Below are 19,347 nucleotides of genomic sequence, written 5' to 3' on the forward strand. Positions count from 1 at the left end.
CATTTAATTTGCTTCTTTGTGCTTGTTATTTTTTTACTTCTTGTTGAGCACATTTATTATAATAACATCTTATTCTAGTATGGTCAACTACTTTTTTCATTTTTTCTTAAATTTATCGATTATTCATCTATTTGTAATACTCTTATGACTTTATTTCCAAAGATGTAACTATTATTAGTAAGAATTTACAATTATAATGATACTATGTACAATTGTTGTTAATTTAGAAAGGAGCTTCAAAATGTTTAGAAAGATATTATATTTTTTAGCATTAATTTGTCTATCTATTTTTTTTATTGTTGGATGTTCAAATTCACAGAGCAAACAAAATACAAACCAAAATAAAGAAACACAGTCACAAGAAGATAATAAAGAATTAGATAGCGATAAGGATACTTCCAATGTTGTCGTTTCAGATGGAACAGATAAACCATCAAAACAAGATACTATTAATAATGATAGCGACAAGCTAGATGTATCCTCTTTAGATAACACCACTCTTGATTGGTTTTATATACCAAACACTAAACATAAGACCCCAGAGGTAAATACTGACATTGATTTTAAATTTTCTGACTATGATGCCATATATAATGGACCTAAAAAAGATAGTCAGAAAACTTTATACCTTACATTTGATGAGGGTTATGAAAATGGATATACATCAAAGATACTAGATATTTTAAAACAGAATCAGGTTAAAGCAGTTTTTTTTGTTACATCTCCATACATAAAGGAAAATAAAGACTTAGTTAAAAGAATGGTGTCTGAAGGACATATAGTTGGAAATCACAGTAAATCTCATCCATCTATGCCAACGAAAACAAGTAATTTAAAAAGCTTTAATGGTGAATTCTCTGATGTTGAAAAACTCTATAAGGATGTAACTGGAAAAGATATGGTTAAATTTTTCAGACCTCCTATGGGCAAATACTCAGAGAAAAGTTTAGCAATGACTAAAAACTTAGGATATAAGACTGTGTTTTGGAGTTTTGCATACAGGGATTGGGATACTGAAAAACAACCATCACATGAAGAAGCAAATAATAAAATAATGGATAATTTACATGATGGCTCTATTTTGCTATTACATGCAGTTTCCAAAACTAGTACAGAAATTTTAAATAATATTATATCAGATGCAAGAAAACTAGGTTATGAGTTTGAACTTTTAAAGTATTAATATTAATGCTTTAAATTGTATCTAAAATCTACAAATTGACATAGTCTATTAAGCATCATAAAGTACAATATAAAAATATCTTCTATATAAATCATTTAATAGAAGAATATCAATAAAAAATAGATGTATAGCTTAATGTTAGTAAAATCATTACTATAAATTACAGCTATACATCTATTTTTTATTTGTATATAATCAAGATTTATTTAAACTTGCACATAATTAATGCTTATTTACTCAACTAAATAATAAACATCGCTACTATAGTTGTTACAATCAACCCAGTTATAACTGGGACAAAATTTCGTTTTGCTAACTCTATTGGGCTGACTCCACAAATTGCTGCTGCTGAGATAAGTCCCCAAGGAACTAAACAGCCTCCCCCTACCCAAATACCACTGATTTGTCCTAATGCAGCTAATGCACCAACACTTGCATTGATAGCTGTTCCAAACACAGAAGCAAGTGAGCCTACTAATGAAATTCCAGAAAAACCAGAACCATCAAGTCCAGTTATTGCTCCTACTATAGTTTCTATACCTGATACAGCAAACTTATTAAGCGGTATTGTTTGAGAAAGAGCTATGCCTATATCTGATAATAAGCCCTGTGAGCCTGGTGCTAATACTTTTCCAAATACGCCTGTTAAAGGTGCAACTTCACCCATATAGAAGAATGCTGCTATTGGTATAATTGCTCCAAATATTTTTATACCAAATACAAAACCATCAATTATATTCTCACAGACATTTTCAAGACTATCTTTTCCAAAATTTATGGTATTTATAATAATTATTAAAAACACTGCTGTACCACCTAAAAGAGCTGAAGCATCTCCTCCTTTTAGGTCAAATGCATACATTGCAATTATATCAGCAAGAAATCCTAAAGCTACTAAAATAGTTGCTATTTTAGATTTTCCATTAAACTCTTCCACTTCTTCACTTTCAAAATCTTTGAGTTCTTCTCTAAACATTCCCTTATTAATGTCTCTTTTCAATGTATAAAATGCCATAGATATTGTTACAATTCCCATTACCCAGAATAGAATCATACCATCATTTATAACATATGATACTGCAACTCCTGCTGCACCAGCTGTTATACTTGGAGCCCCTTGAATGACAAAGTCTGTAGATAAAGCAAGACCATGACCAAATAAATTTAATGCCACTGCAACACCAATTGCTGGTAATCCAGCTCTCATAGCAACAGGTAAAAAAACAGCCCCAACTAAAGCAACAGCTGGAGTCGGCCAGAAAAACCATGAAAGAATTAACATGACAAATCCAGTTACAAAAAATGCAGTATTAGAATTTTTTATAACTTTTGAAAATGGCCTTACCATATACTGTATAGCATTATTGGCTTCTAATGCTTTAGATAAAGCAACCATAATAGCTATAATTAAAATAATTGGTCCCAACTCATTTAAAGATATAATAAATGAGTTGAATACTGCTGTTATAGCCCCAAATATATTTTTCTCAAAGAATAATCCCATGAAAAAAACACCCAATATACATGGTACTATTGTATCCTTTTTCATAATCATAGTAATTAATATAATTACCATAAATACAATGTAAATATAATGTGCTCCTGTCAAAACCATATTATTATGTCCCCTTTTTTTAAGATAATAATATTATATGGTCTTGTAAGTTAACTTGTTACTTGCTCATAGATACACAATTATTAACTGTACAATATAAAATTTAAATTTTTATAATTTCTTTACTGGAATAGATATTTCAATAGAAAACTCTTCATCATCTGAGTTTACATTTATACTCCCATTATGATGTGCAACTACTTTTTCGCAATTTTTTATACCTATTCCAAAACTTTCTACATTTTTTGAAAAATTACTCACTCTATTTTTTTGTATAATTAATAATTTAGAATCTTCAACTTTAATTAAAAATACTACTGGTTTATCTTTTCTAGCGTATTTTATTATATTAGAACATAAGTTATCAAATATTCTCCTAAATTGTGTTACATCTACATAAATATGATACTGATTATAAAGTTCATTCTCTATGGTTATATGAAAGCCTTTTTCCTCCAATGTATATGAACTATCTAAAAGCAATTGAAAAATAAATTCATTTGCATTTATCTTTTCATATTCTTTGGAAACTTCCTCTCCAGAATTTACAAAATGGGTAAAAAGGTCATCAGTTAAATCTTTTATTTGATATGCTTTAGACCTTACATTTTTTATATACTGTTCTAGTTGCTCAGGACTATTATATTTATGGTCTTTAATTAAATCTAAGTAACATATTACTGATGTTAATGGAGTTCTAACATCATGTGATATTGAAGTTACTATATCTTTATTTTTATTCTTCATTTCTCTTTCTTTTATAAGTTGATTCTCTAATGTTTGACTCATCTCATTAATACTAGATGCAAGTGATGATAATTCGTCATTCCCTTTGACTGGAATTCTATACTTTAAACTACCACTCTCCACTATCTTTATACCCATCTCTATTTTCCTTAGGTATTTTATCTTTCTACTTAATAATAGCAGGAATGTTATAATAAATGTAAGTGCCATAAATGTAATAGAGATTGCATCTATAAAATTTTGAAATCTGAATCTAAATAATGCTATTACAACTATATCAGCTTTAACATTAGAAAATTGTATTTCATAATTTCTAGCCATAGAACTACTATAAAATTCATTTTCCTCACTTTTATCTGGTACTTCATTAGGATAGTATAATGTATCATAAAAAACCTTATTTCCTTTGTATATCTTCATAGAAACAAACCAGTTATCACCATTCCATTTTGCTATATTATCTCCATCATTTGAACTTACATTATTCTCAGTAACATAAAGTTGAAAATCATCCATAAGTTGGTCTACTTCTCTTTTAAAATATACCTTTCCTTCTGACACGTCTTTTACTATAGATTCAACAGTATAGTAAAGTGGTATATTTAAAACAAAAGCCACTGCAGCTGAGATTACTACATATATCAATAGTATAACACCCAACTTTGATGGCTTAATTTTGCTAATCAATATAATACCCCTTCCCCCATGCAGTTTTTATGTATTGCGGATTTTTTTGGTCTTTTTCTAATTTTTTTCTTAAATTTCTAATATGAACCATTATGGTATTATTTGCCGTATAAAAATATTGTTCATCCCAAATAGTTTCATATAGATTTTCAGATGAAAAAACCTTCTTTCTATTTTTTAACATAAGTACTAAAATACTATATTCTATGGTTGTTAAAAATACAGGTTCTCCATTCAATGTAACATCTTGAGTATCTAAATTGACATATAATTCTTTTGTATGTAATATGTTTGGCTCTCTTTCCTTTTCCTTTCCCTGATATATATAATAACGTCTAAGTAGTGACTTAACTCTTGAAATTAATTCAGAATATGAAAAAGGCTTTGACAAATAGTCATCTCCTCCTGCTGAAAATCCAATAACTTTATCAGAATCTTGAGTTTTTGCAGTCAAAAATAAGATTGGGGCTGTTGTTTTTTCTCTAATTTCATTACATGCAACAAACCCAGTCTTTACAGGCATGACAACATCCAAAATAATCAAGTCAATCGTACTATCTACTAAGTTTACAGCTTCTTCCCCGTTTGTAGCCATAACAACTTCATAACCTTCACCAGTTAAAAGTATCTCTACAATTTCTCTAATCTCAGGATTATCATCAGCTACTAAAATTTTTTTTGGAATCTCTTTATTCATCACTAAGCTCCTTTCTTTGCTATATTTCTTAAATATTTCAAACTATATAAAATATTATACTTTATTAGCAAAAGCTTAGCAATGTCACACGTTTTAATACTTTCTACTATTGTAAATACATTTACTATTCAATTAACATGTATACATAAATTGACATACTTATAAAAATAATCTATATAATATTATCTTGCATAAATGACTTTTTTTACTGATTTAACTTTTTCAGAAGATTTTACATGTACTATAATACATATCAAACCACTTATAGCTACAAATGCATAGAAACTTATTCCTCTACTAAGTAACATTGCTGGAACTAGTAAATGACCTGGGAAAAATATTTTAAACAATGTCATAAAACTGTTTTCAGAAGCTCCAACAGCTCCTGGTAATGGCAATGATGAAACAGCAATATTTAGTAGCGATTGTATTGCCAATATCTCAAATACAGTATATGTTGATAGATGAAAAGCTTTGTATACAAAGAATGGTACTAAAAACATAGCTGTTATTTGTATAATCGTTATAGCTAAAATTTGTATTACAAGCTTTGGATTCTGTTTTATATATTGGGCACCTTTAACATATTCTTCAATTTGAGAAGTTATAACTTTTCTTGAACCTTCAACATCTTTTATTATTCTTAACTTTCCTAATAAGTTTGTTATTGATATTATAAAATTATTTACCAGTCTCTTTGAAAATATAATTGCGATTACTCCAACTACAAGAGCTACATTTGTTATTACACCATATATTAGTAAAATATTCATACCACTTACGTTATTTAGTATAAATTCACGTTCCATAATGAACATTATTCCACTATATGCCAATATAACCACTTGATGAATAACAACAATAACTAATAATATAAGTGAAGAGTAAGATATATTTATATCATCTTTTTTCATATAATAAACTTGTGCTGGTTGACCACCTGAGGCTGAAGGTGTAATTGAACTAAAATAAAATCCAATAAAAGCATATCCCATACATTTTAAAAGAGTAGTTTTTTGTTTTAAGGCTTTTACACCTAAATATATGTTTATACCTTCACAGGCAACATATATAATCATCATCATAAATCCAATTAGTATAAACATAGGGCTTGCACCTTTTAATGATTTTATTAATGATTCAATTGATTGCCCTCTAAAAACAAAGTATCCTGTTATGCCCATTAGTAAAACTAAAAAAGCAACACTACCTAGGCACTTATTTTTCTTTTCAGTTTTACTTATCATAGCTACATCCTTTCTGGTGCTACAAATTTAAAACCACTATCTTTAAGTTTTGGAATGGCTATCTTCAAAGCTTCAATAGTACACTCAGGTGCACCTACTGCGCCACCTGAATTTTCACCCGCATCATGCAAACAAATTATAGACTTTTCTTTTGTTCTACTCATTAACTTGTTTATAATAATCTCTACAGTACTATCTTTACTCCAATCTTCTGCCATTACATCCCATAATGTCATTTTTAGATTATATTTTTTAACAAATAGATTTGAAAATATATTAGTATGACCCCATGGTGGACGATAATAGTTTATATCTACACCTAAATTTTTCATTATATTTACACTTTCCATAAAATCTTTTTTAACATAATTATAACTGTAAAGCCATGCATTCTTATGTTCCAATGAATGTAGACCAACTATGTGATTTTCTCTTAACATCCTTTTTATAATTTCAGGCTCTTTTTCAGCATTCTTTGCAACTACAAAAAACATGGCTTTTATATCATTTTCTTTTAAAACATCTAATAATTTTTCTGTATATCTCTTATCTGGACCATCATCGAATGTTAGTGCAATTTCATTTTCTCTAGTCATATTTTTTAATACATCTTTATTTAATAGTTTGTTATAATATGTAGGTATAATTGAATGTACCAAAAAAATCAATGCAACAACTATAATTAAACCTACTACATACATTCTATACACTCTCCTTGTTCATCAAATGAAAATAAAATATTTTCTAATGTATTGTTATCAAACTGTTTTTTTAATTCTTTCATATTTCTACTCATCTCTTGAAGAGTGGCATCATCATAAATTAAATCTTTTATTTCATCTACATAGTATTTTTTATTTTTATCAAGTATTCTTCCAATCTTATTATTTAATATAAAATCAGCATTATTTATCTCTTGTTGTAAAAATGGATTAAATGCTAATATTGGAAGTTCTGAATAAATAGTTTCAAATAGAGTTATTCCACCTGGTTTAGAAATAATAAGGTCAGCATTTTTCATGTATTTATATACTTCATTCGTATAGCCTACTACCTCTATATTTTCATATCTGTCAGATAACTTATAGTACATTTTTTTATTATTACCAGTTATTACAGTGGTTTTTACTCCTTCTAAACTATTTAATTCACTGTAAAACTGTTCTGACTTAGGCAGTAACCCTAAACCCCCACCCATTATAAGTATATTTTTTTTATTTGAGTGATTTATATGTTCTATTTTTTTAAATTCTTTTTTTACTGGAATACCATTAACTTTAACTTTTTCTTCATCTATTCCCTTAAAAACAAGTTCTTCCTTCGTAGATTTACTAGCTACTAAGTAACAATCTGTATTTTTACTAATCCATTCTGAGTGACTACTTATATCTGTTATACATGTTATCAAAGGAAGATTTGAATTATACTTTTCCTTATATCTTGATACTAATTGTGAACAAAATGGAAAAGTTGAAATAACTACTGTTGGTTGTATTTCATTAAGTAACTTGTCTAATTTAGTTAAAAAATAATCTGAAAAAGTAAATTTTATATCTTTCTTTCCATTTTCTGTACATTTATAAAATAAATTATAAAGACTACTCCCCCGATTTACAAGAATAGAAAAAGTCTTGTACATTTTATCAGAATAGTTAGGCATAATATATTCAAATATATCTTTAATTATTATTTCTGAATTATTAAATTTTGTTTTTATATCTTCACTTAAAGAATTTGATGCTGAGTAATGACCCATACCAAATTTTCCTGTAAGAATTAATACTTTCATAAGATTCCCTCCTCATTAAAGTCTTTCTTTTCCTCTAATTACTATATTTATAAGTATAGACTTTAAATCTTTAGAAAAACCTAGTATAATTCTTAAGAAATCTTAAAGTTTTAATTAAAAAGTATAAAACCCAATTAATATAGAAGATTATCTCCTATACCAATTGGGTTTTATATCTATATATTCAAATACATACACAATCATTATAATTATTTAAGCATACTTTATTTAATTATTCTTTATAATTAATCCATAATATTATATTCTTCATATAAAGGATATTTTTCAGTTAATCCAACAACTAATGTTCTAGCCTTAGATTCTTCATCATAAGTTAAACATAGGTCTATGGCCTCAGCAATTATTGCCATATCTTCTTCTTTCATACCTCTAGTAGTTACAGCTGGAGTACCAAGTCTTATCCCACTTGTAACAAGAGCACCATTTGGGTCAAATGGAATTGTATTTTTATTAGCTGTTATATAAGCATCATCCAATCTTTTTTCTGCAGCTTTACCAGTTATATTTTTATTAGTTAAGTCTAATAATATTAAATGATTATCTGTACCTCCAGAAATTAATTTAAAATCTCTTTTAATAAGTTCTTCAGCTAGAGCTTTTGCATTTTTAGCAACTTGTACTTGATACTCTTTAAATTCATCACTTAAAGCTTCTTTAAAACAAACTGCTTTAGATGCAATTATATGCTCAAGAGGCCCACCTTGAATTCCAGGGAATATTGCTTTGTCTATAGCTTTAGCATACTTTTCTTTGCAAAGAATAACTCCTCCACGAGGCCCTCTTAAAGTTTTGTGAGTTGTTGTTGTAACAAAATCAGCCACTTCACATGGATTTTGGTGAAGACCAGCTGCAACAAGACCTGCTATGTGGGCCATATCTACCATAAGCAATGCTCCAACTTCATCAGCTATCTCTCTAAATTTTTTAAAATCTATTTCTCTAGGATATGCACTTGCTCCTGCAACTATCATTTTAGGTTTTACTTCATGCGCTATTTTTCTAACTTCATAAAAATCTATAAGTCCACTATTTTTGTCTATGCCATATTCATAAAATTTATAATACTGACCAGAAATATTAACTGGAGCACCATGAGTTAAATGTCCACCTTGAGATAAATTCATTCCCATAACAACATCACCTGGTTTTAACATAGCAAAATATACACCAATATTTGCATTTGCTCCAGAGTGAGGTTGAACATTAGCATGCTCTGCTCCAAATATTTTTTTGATTCTATCTATTGCAAGAGTTTCAACTTCATCTATGTACTCACATCCACCATAATATCTTTTTCCTGAGTAACCTTCTGCATACTTATTTGTAAGATGGCTTCCCATAGTCTCCATCACTGGAACTGATACTATGTTTTCAGATGCTATCAATTCAATATTTCTTTGTTGTCTTTTTAACTCTCTTTTCATACTTTCATAAATCTCAGGGTCCGCTTTTTTCAAGTTCTCAAACATATTACTCCTCCTAGTTATTATTTAATTTTTATTTTCACAGACATTTCATAATTTTCGTTTTTATCAATATGATAATTTATTATTATAGTCCTTTACAAATTAATAGTCAAGTGTTTTGCTATTTTTCCATATTTAACATAGTTACTTTCTTTATTTTTAAGTTAAAATATAATAAATAATATTGTCTAATTCTTTTAATTGGATATAATTTAAATGTGACTATTTTTAAATAAAAAAAGATAATATAATTTATATATATATTAAGGAATATTGCTTAGAAATTTGGTATAATTTCAATATTACGGTTTTTAATTTGGAGGTGTATTTATGAATCAAAATGAGGAGCTTGAATATAAGAAAAATATTCTAAAATTAGCTCTATTTGTAGGGGAACTTATGATAAAAAATGGAGCTGAAACATCTAGGGTTGAAGACAGTGTCCTTAGAATATGCAGGTCAAGAGGATTTTATCATGTAAATATTTTTACAACTCCTACAGTAATAATTATTTCTGATGAAAAATTTGATGGCTTTTCATTTATGAAAACGATTCAATCAAGAGGTATAAACTTAAATAAGATTTCTTTATTAAATAGTTTTTCTCGAGAATTTGTAAGCGACAAAGAATATGATATTGATAATGCCATTGCACGTCTTTATGAAATCCAAGATGTAAAACCTTATCCTTTGTGGTTATTTTACTCTTGTACAGGAATTGCATCTGCTTGTTTTGCTTGTTTGCTTGGAGGGAATTATGTATTAAATTTTATACTTACATTTATAATAGCAATCTTTGCCGCAATTACTTATGATAAAACTATGAAGATAAGTGCAATATCTGCGTTTTCCTGTTTAGTATCCTCTTTTTTAATTGCACTTTCAGGAGTTCTGTTAGTTGAAATAGGCATTTTAAATGACCCTAAGATGCTTATAGTTGGTGCTATAATGCCACTACTCCCAGGAGTTGCCTTTATAAAAGCTATTAGAGATTTAATATCAGGTAATTTAATATCAGGAATTTCTCGTGCTTTTGATGCAGCTATGATTATTATTGCAATTGCTTCTGGAGTTGGTTTTGTTCTTGATACATGGTATAGAATAGGAGGTCCTTTCTAATGACTGATATGTCAATGATTTTACATTTTTTATTTTCAGGCATTGCAACTGCTGGATTTGCTGTTTTCTTTAATGCTCCACTTTATCTACTTCTTCCAGCTGGAATAACTGGTGGAATTGGCTGGATTGTGTATGTTTATTTATTTAATTTTACTACAAATGCAGTTTTTGCAGGATTTATAGCTGCTGCTTTAGTTTCAGCATGTAGTGAGACTTTAGCTAGAAAATTAAAGCAACCAGCTATTGTGTTCGTAATACCAGGTATTCTTCCTTTAATACCAGGTATTGGATTGTACAATACAATGTTATCTTTGATTCAAAAAAATTATTCTTTGGCCATGTCAAAAGGTACAGATGCCCTATTTTTAAGTGCTGCAATAGCATTAGGTGTATTAGTTGTAACTTCTTTTGTAAGAACATTGAATCTTTTAAAAATCAGAAAAAACTTTATTCCATACAGAAAATCGAAATAAAACACAAAAATAGCAATGTACTAAAGTTTTGCAAATACACACTGGGTATTTATTCAAAAAGTACATTGCTTTTTTTTAATTATTTTAAAGGTCAATTAATATTCTTGTTATTACTGGTATAAACTCTCTACTATCTCTGAATTTTTTGTCATTCTTCTTTAAGTACAGATAACAAAGTATTGTAAGGCAGATTCCAACCAATCCACTTATGGCTTCAACACCAGATGTTACTCCTATTGCACCTAATATATAGTAAGTCCCTATTGTTCCCACAAGAAGTGCTATAAGTGGTATTATATAAGCCATTACAGCTGCTTTTAATACATTCATATTATCCATACTTACTTCTACATGGTCACCAACTTTTGCACCAATTGTGTTATCTACTTCTACTAATATTTCCTTCGACTCTGCCGAATCTGTAGTAGCACACTTTCCACAAGCAGCACAAGCTGAATGTCTTTGCATTTTTAATTTTGCAGTTCTATCATCAACAATTTCCATAATAAATCCTTGTTGATTCATAACTAACCGCCTCCTTATTTTGTAAATTTATTTATAGTATCCATAAGTTCTTTTATCATCTCTTCAGTTTGCTCACCATCATCATGTTTGATGCTTTCTGCTACACATCCTTTTATATGATTTTCCAGTATAATCGTGCCCACTCTGTTTATAGCAGACCTTATAGCAGATATCTGAACCAGTATATCAACACAATAACGCTCTTGCTCTACCATCTTTTGTATCCCTTTTACTTGACCTTCTATTCTCTTTAATCTTTTTATAAGAGCTTCTCTCTCATTGTTTGGTGCTAATTTTCTTTCTTCCATAAACTCACCTCATACTCTAATGATGTCTTATTCAATTATGCTCTACTTACCAATTTGTTTAAAATACAATACAGTTATTACTACTATAAATGCTAAAATTGATATTGCAATAGACCTACTTTGATTCTTAGTTTGTTCCATACTTAACTTTCCATTCATCTTAAACCCTGCTAATGGAAATAAAAATATAACCAATGCATCAATTCCAAGTACAACTTGGGCTGCAATAGTCCATTTACTCAAAAAACAAAATATTCCACCCACACCTAAAAGAACCTCTAATATATTTATAAATTTATATGTAGGTTTTTTCGCTATATATTCTTCAATTTTTTCCTTACATTCTGCACGACATGGATATATATTTGTATTGTCATCATATTGTATAGCTAATTTATTATTTGGTGACTTTATATCCCTATTACAGTAAAGACATTTTTTCATATTATATTCTCCTCTAATATTCCTCTTAAAAAATTTTGCCTAAATTATTATACGCTTTAATACTATTATACCAAATAGATACAAAAAACAAAAATAAAAGGAATAATTTTAGCGATTTCTTTTACTTCCACATATAATCTATAATAAATTTATAATAACAATTAAACAAAATTATTTATATCTAGTTTAATTGTTATATAATCTAAAATAAGTCAAATTTGTATGAGAGGTTAAAATGAAACAAATGGAATTAGCTATTGTAAGTTTAAAAAAAGATGCTGGAGAAATTTATGAAGACCAAATAAGACAATTTTTAGGTAACAATATAAAAATAAATTTATACTCATTTGAAGAAGGAAATTTAAGATTTTTTAAAGAAAGTCTGATACTATTATCTGCTTATTTAAAATATGATGAGATAGCAAAATTATCCCATCATGATGCTCAAATTATTGTACCTAAGTTAACATTTGAAAAGAACAGTATAGATATGATATCAAGATTAGAAAAAGATAAAATTATTTATGTATATAATCTAAGTAAGGATATGGCAATAGAGACAATATCTTTAATACATAGACTAGGAATAGACAATATCAATATCCTACCTTGTTATCCAGAGATAGAATTTACTCCTACAGATGCTATAATACTAACTCCTGGCGAAAAAATCTTACCTAAAGTTAAAAATTGTGAAGTTATAGACTTGAAATATAGAATAATAGATTTAAGTTGTATAGTTGAAATTGCTACAAAAACTAAACTAAAACATCTAATAAAAGATGACTTAATAAAAAAATATGTAGAGAAAATAATACCTACAAGCTATAGTACAGGTGAGTTACTATTAGATGCAAATAAATTTGAAAGGCAATTTGATTTATTATTATCTATAATTGATGATGGAATTATATGCACCAATAATGATGGGATAATTCAATTTTACAATCATATGGCTAGAAAAATTTTATCTATAAATGCAAATGAAATGATTTATGAATTTATTGGTGATTGTATAAGAGAAATAAATTTTCAAAACATATTAACCAATAAAGCTCCATTTTATGAAAAATTAATTAAAATAAATCATGTAGATATAAATTTAGAGATTAAACATATACAATTAAATGTATTTGATGGATTTATATTGAAAATGACCAAATTCTCTCAACTAGAAAAAAAGCAAGCCAAGTTAAGAGCACAATTAGTCAATTCAGGTAATGTCAGTAAATATACATTTGATGATATATTAGGCTCTAGTATACAAACCATTAATACAAAAAAAATTGCCAATAGTATGGCTCAATCAAACTCCTCTATTTTAATAATTGGTGAAAGTGGTACTGGCAAGGAATTATTTGCTCAATCTATTCACAGCGCCTCTAGAAGAAAAGATGGTCCTTTCGTAGCAGTAAATTGTAGTACTTTTCAAGAAAATTTATTACAAAGCGAACTATTTGGCTATGATGAAGGTGCTTTTACTGGTGCTAAAAAAGGTGGAAAGATTGGTTTATTTGAATTAGCTAACAATGGAACTATATTTTTGGATGAAATTGGAGAAATGGATTTAAATTCTCAATCTAAATTACTTAGAGTTATACAAGAAAAACAAGTAAGGCGTATTGGTTCAAACAATGTCATTGATATTGATGTAAGAATAATTGCAGCTACTAATAGAAATTTAAAAGAACTTGTATCTAAAGACATGTTTAGAAGAGATTTATACTTTAGATTAAACGTTCTTCCTCTTAAAATACACCCTCTTAGAGAAAGGCCTACTGATATATTTGAGATTTTCAATTCTCTAAAGTATGATATTCCATGTAATTTTATTCTAAGTGAAGAAGTAAAAGAAATCTTTAAAGTGTATAAATGGGAAGGAAATGTAAGGGAATTAAGAAATTTAGGGGAATACTTCTGCTACTTAGGAAAAGATGTTATAGAAATTTGTGACTTACCTGAATATATATTGGATACTATAGATTCAAATTATAGTAGGACTGTCTGTAACAAAGTAACAGATAAAACAGTAAAATATCAATTAAACATTAACAAAGACAAAAACTTAATAAAACATGATTATAACTTTAAAAGACCTTTAGAGGAATACCTATTTATATTGGACAATTTAAAGAAGGCTTATGATTTAAAAGAAAGAATTGGCAGAAAAAGTCTGTACAAAATAGCTTTAAATGAAAATAGATTTCTGACAGAACAACAGATTAGAAATATACTTCTAGAATTACAAGACTTTGGACTTGTAGACATACTTGTTGGTCGTGGTGGTTCAGTTATAACATCAAAAGGGGTTGAATTTATAAAAAAATATAAACAGGTCTAATAAGTTAAACTGTTAAACCACTTAACCCCATTTATTTATATTTTCATACATATGAAACTTTATTCGAAATAAGCTTTTCCACAAAGTTCTAAATATAATTAATATTTTTAATTGCTCTATACTTTGAAATTACTTAATATCAAATATTAACTTATTGTTAATTACTTTTTATTATCCATCTTGGCATGTTGTTTGCTTAATATTATTAACATAAATTTTAAAATTACTGGAGGTTTTTATAATGAATTATAATTTTAATGAAGTTGTTGATAGAAGTAATAATTTTTCGTCTAAATGGTCAGAGATGGATAAAAAATATGGAACCAATGATTTACTTCCTATGTGGGTAGCTGACATGGATTTTAAAGCTGCCCCTTGTATAATTGATGCTTTAAAAAATCGACTAGAGCAAGAGATTTATGGTTACACAACAAGACCAGATTCTTACAATAAATCGATAGTAAATTGGCTAGATAGAAGACATAACTGGAAAATTAAAAGTGAATGGTTAGTTTATAGCCCAGGTGTTATACCAGCTATAAGTCTTTTAATAAACGAACTTACAAAAAAAAACGACAAAATAATGATACAAGAACCAGTTTATAGTCCTTTTAATAGCGTTGTAAAAAATAATAATAGAGAACTGGTTATAAGCCCATTACAAAAACTAGAAGATGGAAATTATGTAATGAATTATGAAGACATTGAAAGCAAGATTAAAGATGTAAAATTGTTTATACTTTGCAATCCTCATAATCCAGTTGGTAGAGTATGGACAAAAAAAGAATTAAAAAAACTAGGAGACATTTGCCTTAAACATAATGTAAAAGTAATATCTGATGAAATACATAGTGATATTATATTAAAAAAACATAAACATATCCCTATGGCATCTATTTCTAAAGAATATGAAAAAAATACAATTACTTGTATGGCTCCAACTAAAACTTTTAATATAGCTGGTCTTCAATCATCTTATGTGATACTACCTGATGAAAAAGACTATAAGTTGTTAGATAATGCCTTCACTAGAATTGATATAAAAAGAAATAATTGCTTCAGCTTAGTTGCAACAGAGGCCTCATATAATAATGGTGAACCTTGGTTAGAATCATTCTTGGAATATTTAGAATCCAATATAGATTTTGCTATAAAATATATAAATGAAAATATGCCAAAACTTAAAGTTAGAAAACCAGAGGGAACTTATTTATTATGGGTAGACTTTAGTGAACTTGGATTGAGTGATGATGAACTAGAAAGTATACTTGTTAAAAAAGGTAAGATTGCCTTAAATCAAGGAAATAGTTTTGGCATTGGAGGAAAAGGGTATCAAAGGATAAACTTAGCATGTCCAAAAAGTATGCTTGAAGAAGCTCTTATAAGAATAAAAAATGCAATCAACTAAAATATTTAAGGAGAATTTGCACTATGAAAATAGATACAGAAAGAAAAAGACCTTCATTTAGATATTCCTTGTTAGTAATGCTTGCAATAATAGCTTTAACATCAATTGGTATAGTTGTATTTAATGCCTCTATAACTATAATGTTTTTACTTTCATGGCTTATAGTAGTTCCTGCTGCTATGAAGCTTGGTTACACTAATGATGAAATAGAGGCTTTCGGATTTGAGGTTGGTAAGGATGCCTTTCAATCAAATTTAATTATACTTTCTGTTGGCGTACTAATAGCAGCTTGGATAGCTGCTGGTACGATACCAACAGTAGTGTATAGCGGTCTAACAATAATAACACCCAAATATTTTTTACTTACAACATTAATAGTCTGTTCACTTACTTCTGTTGCTACAGGTACATCTTGGGGAACTCTTGGAACTTCTGGTATAGCAATGATGAGTATTGGCACTAGCATGGGTATTCCTCTTGGTTTAACAGCTGGTGCAGTCATTTCTGGCGCTTTCTTTGGAGATAAGATGTCTCCCCTATCAGATTCTACAAACTTAGCTGCAGCAGTTTGTAAGACAGATGTGATTACACATATGAAACACATGGTTTACACAACAGGACCTGCATACGTAATATGTATAGTTCTATATACAGTAATTGGCTTAAAATATTCAAATAACACTATTGACTATGTTCAAATAAACCAAATTAAAGATGTATTAAATTCAAACTTTCATATTGGTTTAGTAGCAATGATTCCAATAATGTTTTTATTATTACTTCTATTGTTACAAAAACCTCCTATTATATCTATATTAAGTTCAGCTATAATGGGGCTTATCATAGCTGTATTTCAAGAAGGAGAAAAAATAGGCGATATTTTAAATTATATGCTATCAGGTTTTACTATCGATACTGGATTTGCCTATGCTGACAAGCTATTAAATCGTGGGGGAATCATGAGCATGGCTGAAACCGTTTTACTAGTCTTTGTAGTTTTTGTTATTGCTGGTATTCTCCAAAAAACTGGGTTCTTAGAGGTACTACTTCAGCCTATGATAACTAAAATAGGAAAATCTAGAACTAAATTGGTTGGGTCTACCTTTATAGTAAGTTACTTTGCAAATGCATTTAGCTCATCAATGATGTTTACTTCAGTATTTGTTGGAACTTTAATGTCACCAATATACAAAGAGCTTAGATTAAAACCACAGAATCTATCTAGAATTATAGAAGATACAGCCACACTTGGTGGACCATTAATACCTTGGAATTCAAATGCTGTTTTCTGTGCCCAAACTCTTGGTGTAAGTCCACTAGAATTTATACCATACTGTTTCTTAAGTTGGATTACTCCTATAATTTCATTTATTTATGGTGTAACTGGCTTTACTATGCTTACATATACAGATGATGAAATTGAAGAATTAGAGATATTTGACATTGCCCAGAGAAGAGTTGATTAAGTATGAACTTTGAATACTATTACTTAATTCAAGATATTACAGGTATATTATTGGCATTTGTAGGGCTTAGAATGTCTTTCCTAGGATTTAGAATACTTTCAATAAAAGGTATTTCTATAAATTCGCTTTTAATTCTAATTAAATATTGTTTATTTACTATAGCAGGATTAAATTTATTGATATCTAAGTTTGGAATTATTCACTGGATTTTAAGTATTTGTATGATAGCAATATCCATAATAATTAATCCTAGAATTAAGGTATCCAAATAAAAATAACCACAAAGCTTAAAATTTTATAAAAAAGAAACTGCTTCATATATTAAAGCAGTTTCTTTTACTATTATTTATAATTAAATAACTGGTGTATCAGATAAATAATCATTACTTACATAACCATATCCACCACTATATTTTATTTTTACCCATCCAGTAGCAAACATTTCTATTGTTTCCACTTTACTTCCATATGAAAGATGTCCTATTTTTTCATCTTCTGTACTTGGTCCTTTTCTAACATTAAGACCGTCTTTTTCTTTTACATACTTTATTTTTACATTTTCATTACTACTATCAGGCTTATTATTTGTCAGATAAGACCCACTAACATACCCAATATCTTCATTGTATTTTATTTTTACCCATCCTGTTTTTAATACTTCTAAAACTTCTACTTCATCACCATTATTTAAATATCCTATAACAGAAGCTTCTATTGTAGCATCACTTCTTATATTCACCTTATCTGTATTAGTTACATACATTACTTTCTTATTAGTACTATTTGTTTGTAACTCTTTTAATTCTTTAAATGCACTCTCATTCCCTCCACTACCAACTTGAGTTATAGAGGTAGTACTTTTATTTGAAAATACACTCTTTTGTGTTGTACTTAATTGTTCCCCTACTATAAGTACAGGAGAATCTTCTTTTGATGCCAACACTCCTACTGCTAGAGCATCTATAAGTTGATTTTGCTTTTTCATTCCATCTTTGGCTACAAATACATTATTTAATTTATTGGATGTATAAAACTTTTCTATTACTTTACCATTAGTTTCATTTCTATCTGCTCCACCTATTCTTTCAGAATTAGGTAAGCTTTGTTTTATTTTATCTGATACAGCATTAGTAGAGCCTATTATGTATGATTTACTTATATTCTTAGATTCTATAAAATCTTTAAAGCTAGATATTCCAGATGAATCAGACACTGGAAGTATAACCATTCCATTAGTCGCAGCTACAGAAGCTATACTAACTGCATCAGCAAGACCTGTATATCCATTTACTATAGCTATTTCTGATATATCTTTTAATTCCTCTATTTTTTTAGCTATACTCAGGGCTGTTTGGTATCTATCACTACCACCAACTCTATCAGTAGTTAGATTATTAGATTCTAACTGTTTTTGTACATCATTTGATACAGAACTAGATAGTCCAATTATATAAACTTTTTTAACTCCTAATCTCTTTAATTCTTTCTCAGTTTGTGAATTTAGATTGTTTTTTTCTGTCAATAGTATAGGAGCATTTTTTAATTTTGCAAATGGTGTTACAGACAATGCATCTACAATAGATTCACTATTTACAACTACAGCCTCATTTGCACTACTCCATCCTTTTTTACTTACTTCAATAGCAGTTTGGTATCTATCCTGACCTACTAAAGTATTTTCTAATGTTGTTCTACTTATTTCATTTGCATGTGACACTGGTGATAAGCTTAAAACTAGAGATAAACACAATACTGATGATATTGATTTAGTTAATTTCATCTTAACTCCCCCTAAAATTATAGTATCTAAA

At 28.5% G+C, this 19,347-nt stretch carries 18 protein-coding genes; 7 read left to right on the plus strand and 11 right to left on the minus strand.

Annotation, left to right across the window (positions count from 1 at the left end):
* The first annotated feature begins 241 nt into the window (after positions 1-241).
* Positions 242-1,183 carry a delta-lactam-biosynthetic de-N-acetylase gene (pdaA, locus tag Q3287_RS18820; protein ID WP_054277331.1) on the plus strand — a complete coding sequence of 314 codons (942 nt, stop codon included), beginning with the start codon at positions 242-244 and terminating at the stop codon, positions 1,181-1,183.
* Between the two features lie 241 nt (positions 1,184-1,424).
* On the opposite strand, the gene Q3287_RS18825 is transcribed toward pdaA, so the two are convergent.
* From Q3287_RS18825 to glyA, 7 genes are all read right to left on the minus strand, one after another.
* Positions 1,425-2,798 carry a hypothetical protein gene (locus Q3287_RS18825; protein ID WP_054277332.1) on the minus strand — a complete coding sequence of 458 codons (1,374 nt, stop codon included), beginning with the start codon at positions 2,796-2,798 and terminating at the stop codon, positions 1,425-1,427.
* A gap of 111 nt (positions 2,799-2,909) precedes the next feature.
* Positions 2,910-4,232: a HAMP domain-containing sensor histidine kinase gene (locus tag Q3287_RS18830; RefSeq protein WP_054277333.1), complete on the minus strand. Its 1,323-nt coding sequence runs from the start codon at positions 4,230-4,232 to the stop codon at positions 2,910-2,912.
* Complete coding sequence (locus Q3287_RS18835; protein ID WP_054271298.1) at positions 4,225-4,929, minus strand: response regulator transcription factor; 705 nt, start codon at positions 4,927-4,929, stop codon at positions 4,225-4,227. Before Q3287_RS18835 ends, Q3287_RS18830 begins: the two co-directional genes overlap by 8 nt.
* Before the next feature lie 182 nt (positions 4,930-5,111).
* On the minus strand, positions 5,112-6,176 hold the full coding sequence (locus tag Q3287_RS18840; protein ID WP_054277334.1) for a lysylphosphatidylglycerol synthase transmembrane domain-containing protein: 1,065 nt from the start codon (positions 6,174-6,176) through the stop codon (positions 5,112-5,114).
* Between the two features lie 2 nt (positions 6,177-6,178).
* A complete protein-coding gene (locus Q3287_RS18845; protein ID WP_407964646.1) occupies positions 6,179-6,877 on the minus strand; it encodes a polysaccharide deacetylase family protein in 699 nt (232 codons plus the stop codon).
* Complete coding sequence (locus tag Q3287_RS18850; RefSeq protein ID WP_054277336.1) at positions 6,868-7,965, minus strand: MGDG synthase family glycosyltransferase; 1,098 nt, start codon at positions 7,963-7,965, stop codon at positions 6,868-6,870. Before Q3287_RS18850 ends, Q3287_RS18845 begins: the two co-directional genes overlap by 10 nt.
* Positions 7,966-8,210: 245 nt before the next feature.
* Positions 8,211-9,455: a serine hydroxymethyltransferase gene (glyA, locus tag Q3287_RS18855; protein ID WP_407964647.1), complete on the minus strand. Its 1,245-nt coding sequence runs from the start codon at positions 9,453-9,455 to the stop codon at positions 8,211-8,213.
* 327 nt (positions 9,456-9,782) lie between these two features.
* Here glyA and Q3287_RS18860 point away from each other — a divergent pair, with 327 nt between their 5' ends.
* Both Q3287_RS18860 and Q3287_RS18865 read left to right on the plus strand, forming a co-directional pair.
* On the plus strand, positions 9,783-10,571 hold the full coding sequence (locus tag Q3287_RS18860; RefSeq protein ID WP_054271303.1) for a threonine/serine exporter family protein: 789 nt from the start codon (positions 9,783-9,785) through the stop codon (positions 10,569-10,571).
* Positions 10,571-11,044, plus strand: a complete 474-nt coding sequence (locus tag Q3287_RS18865; RefSeq protein WP_054271304.1) for a threonine/serine exporter family protein — start codon at positions 10,571-10,573, stop codon at positions 11,042-11,044. Before Q3287_RS18860 ends, Q3287_RS18865 begins: the two co-directional genes overlap by 1 nt.
* Before the next feature lie 84 nt (positions 11,045-11,128).
* On the opposite strand, the gene Q3287_RS18870 is transcribed toward Q3287_RS18865, so the two are convergent.
* Genes Q3287_RS18870 through Q3287_RS18880 form a run of 3 tightly spaced genes read right to left on the minus strand, consistent with a single transcriptional unit; the run spans position 11,129 to position 12,321 of the window.
* Entirely contained in the window at positions 11,129-11,569 is a 441-nt protein-coding gene (locus Q3287_RS18870; protein ID WP_054271305.1) for a SoxR reducing system RseC family protein, read from the minus strand.
* A 14-nt stretch (positions 11,570-11,583) separates the two neighbouring features.
* Positions 11,584-11,877, minus strand: coding sequence for a metal-sensitive transcriptional regulator (locus tag Q3287_RS18875; protein WP_021385716.1), 294 nt, complete (start codon positions 11,875-11,877; stop codon positions 11,584-11,586).
* 42 nt (positions 11,878-11,919) lie between these two features.
* A complete protein-coding gene (locus Q3287_RS18880) occupies positions 11,920-12,321 on the minus strand; it encodes a hypothetical protein (protein WP_054271306.1) in 402 nt (133 codons plus the stop codon).
* Between the two features lie 235 nt (positions 12,322-12,556).
* Between Q3287_RS18880 and Q3287_RS18885 the strand changes: the two genes are divergently transcribed.
* From Q3287_RS18885 to Q3287_RS18900, 4 genes are all read left to right on the plus strand, one after another.
* Positions 12,557-14,662, plus strand: coding sequence for a sigma 54-interacting transcriptional regulator (locus Q3287_RS18885; protein WP_223152571.1), 2,106 nt, complete (start codon positions 12,557-12,559; stop codon positions 14,660-14,662).
* Positions 14,663-14,903: 241 nt separating this feature from the next.
* Positions 14,904-16,070: a MalY/PatB family protein gene (locus tag Q3287_RS18890; RefSeq protein WP_407964648.1), complete on the plus strand. Its 1,167-nt coding sequence runs from the start codon at positions 14,904-14,906 to the stop codon at positions 16,068-16,070.
* 23 nt (positions 16,071-16,093) lie between these two features.
* Positions 16,094-17,536, plus strand: coding sequence for a Na+/H+ antiporter NhaC (gene nhaC / locus Q3287_RS18895; RefSeq protein ID WP_407964649.1), 1,443 nt, complete (start codon positions 16,094-16,096; stop codon positions 17,534-17,536).
* A 2-nt stretch (positions 17,537-17,538) separates the two neighbouring features.
* Positions 17,539-17,808, plus strand: a complete 270-nt coding sequence (locus tag Q3287_RS18900) for a hypothetical protein (protein ID WP_223152574.1) — start codon at positions 17,539-17,541, stop codon at positions 17,806-17,808.
* A gap of 80 nt (positions 17,809-17,888) precedes the next feature.
* On the opposite strand, the gene Q3287_RS18905 is transcribed toward Q3287_RS18900, so the two are convergent.
* Positions 17,889-19,316: a cell wall-binding protein Cwp14 gene (locus Q3287_RS18905; RefSeq protein WP_407964650.1), complete on the minus strand. Its 1,428-nt coding sequence runs from the start codon at positions 19,314-19,316 to the stop codon at positions 17,889-17,891.
* Positions 19,317-19,347 lie beyond the last annotated feature (31 nt).

Source organism: Clostridioides sp. GD02404 (genome assembly GCF_045898275.1).
GTDB classification, from domain to species: Bacteria; Bacillota; Clostridia; order Peptostreptococcales; family Peptostreptococcaceae; genus Clostridioides; species Clostridioides difficile_A.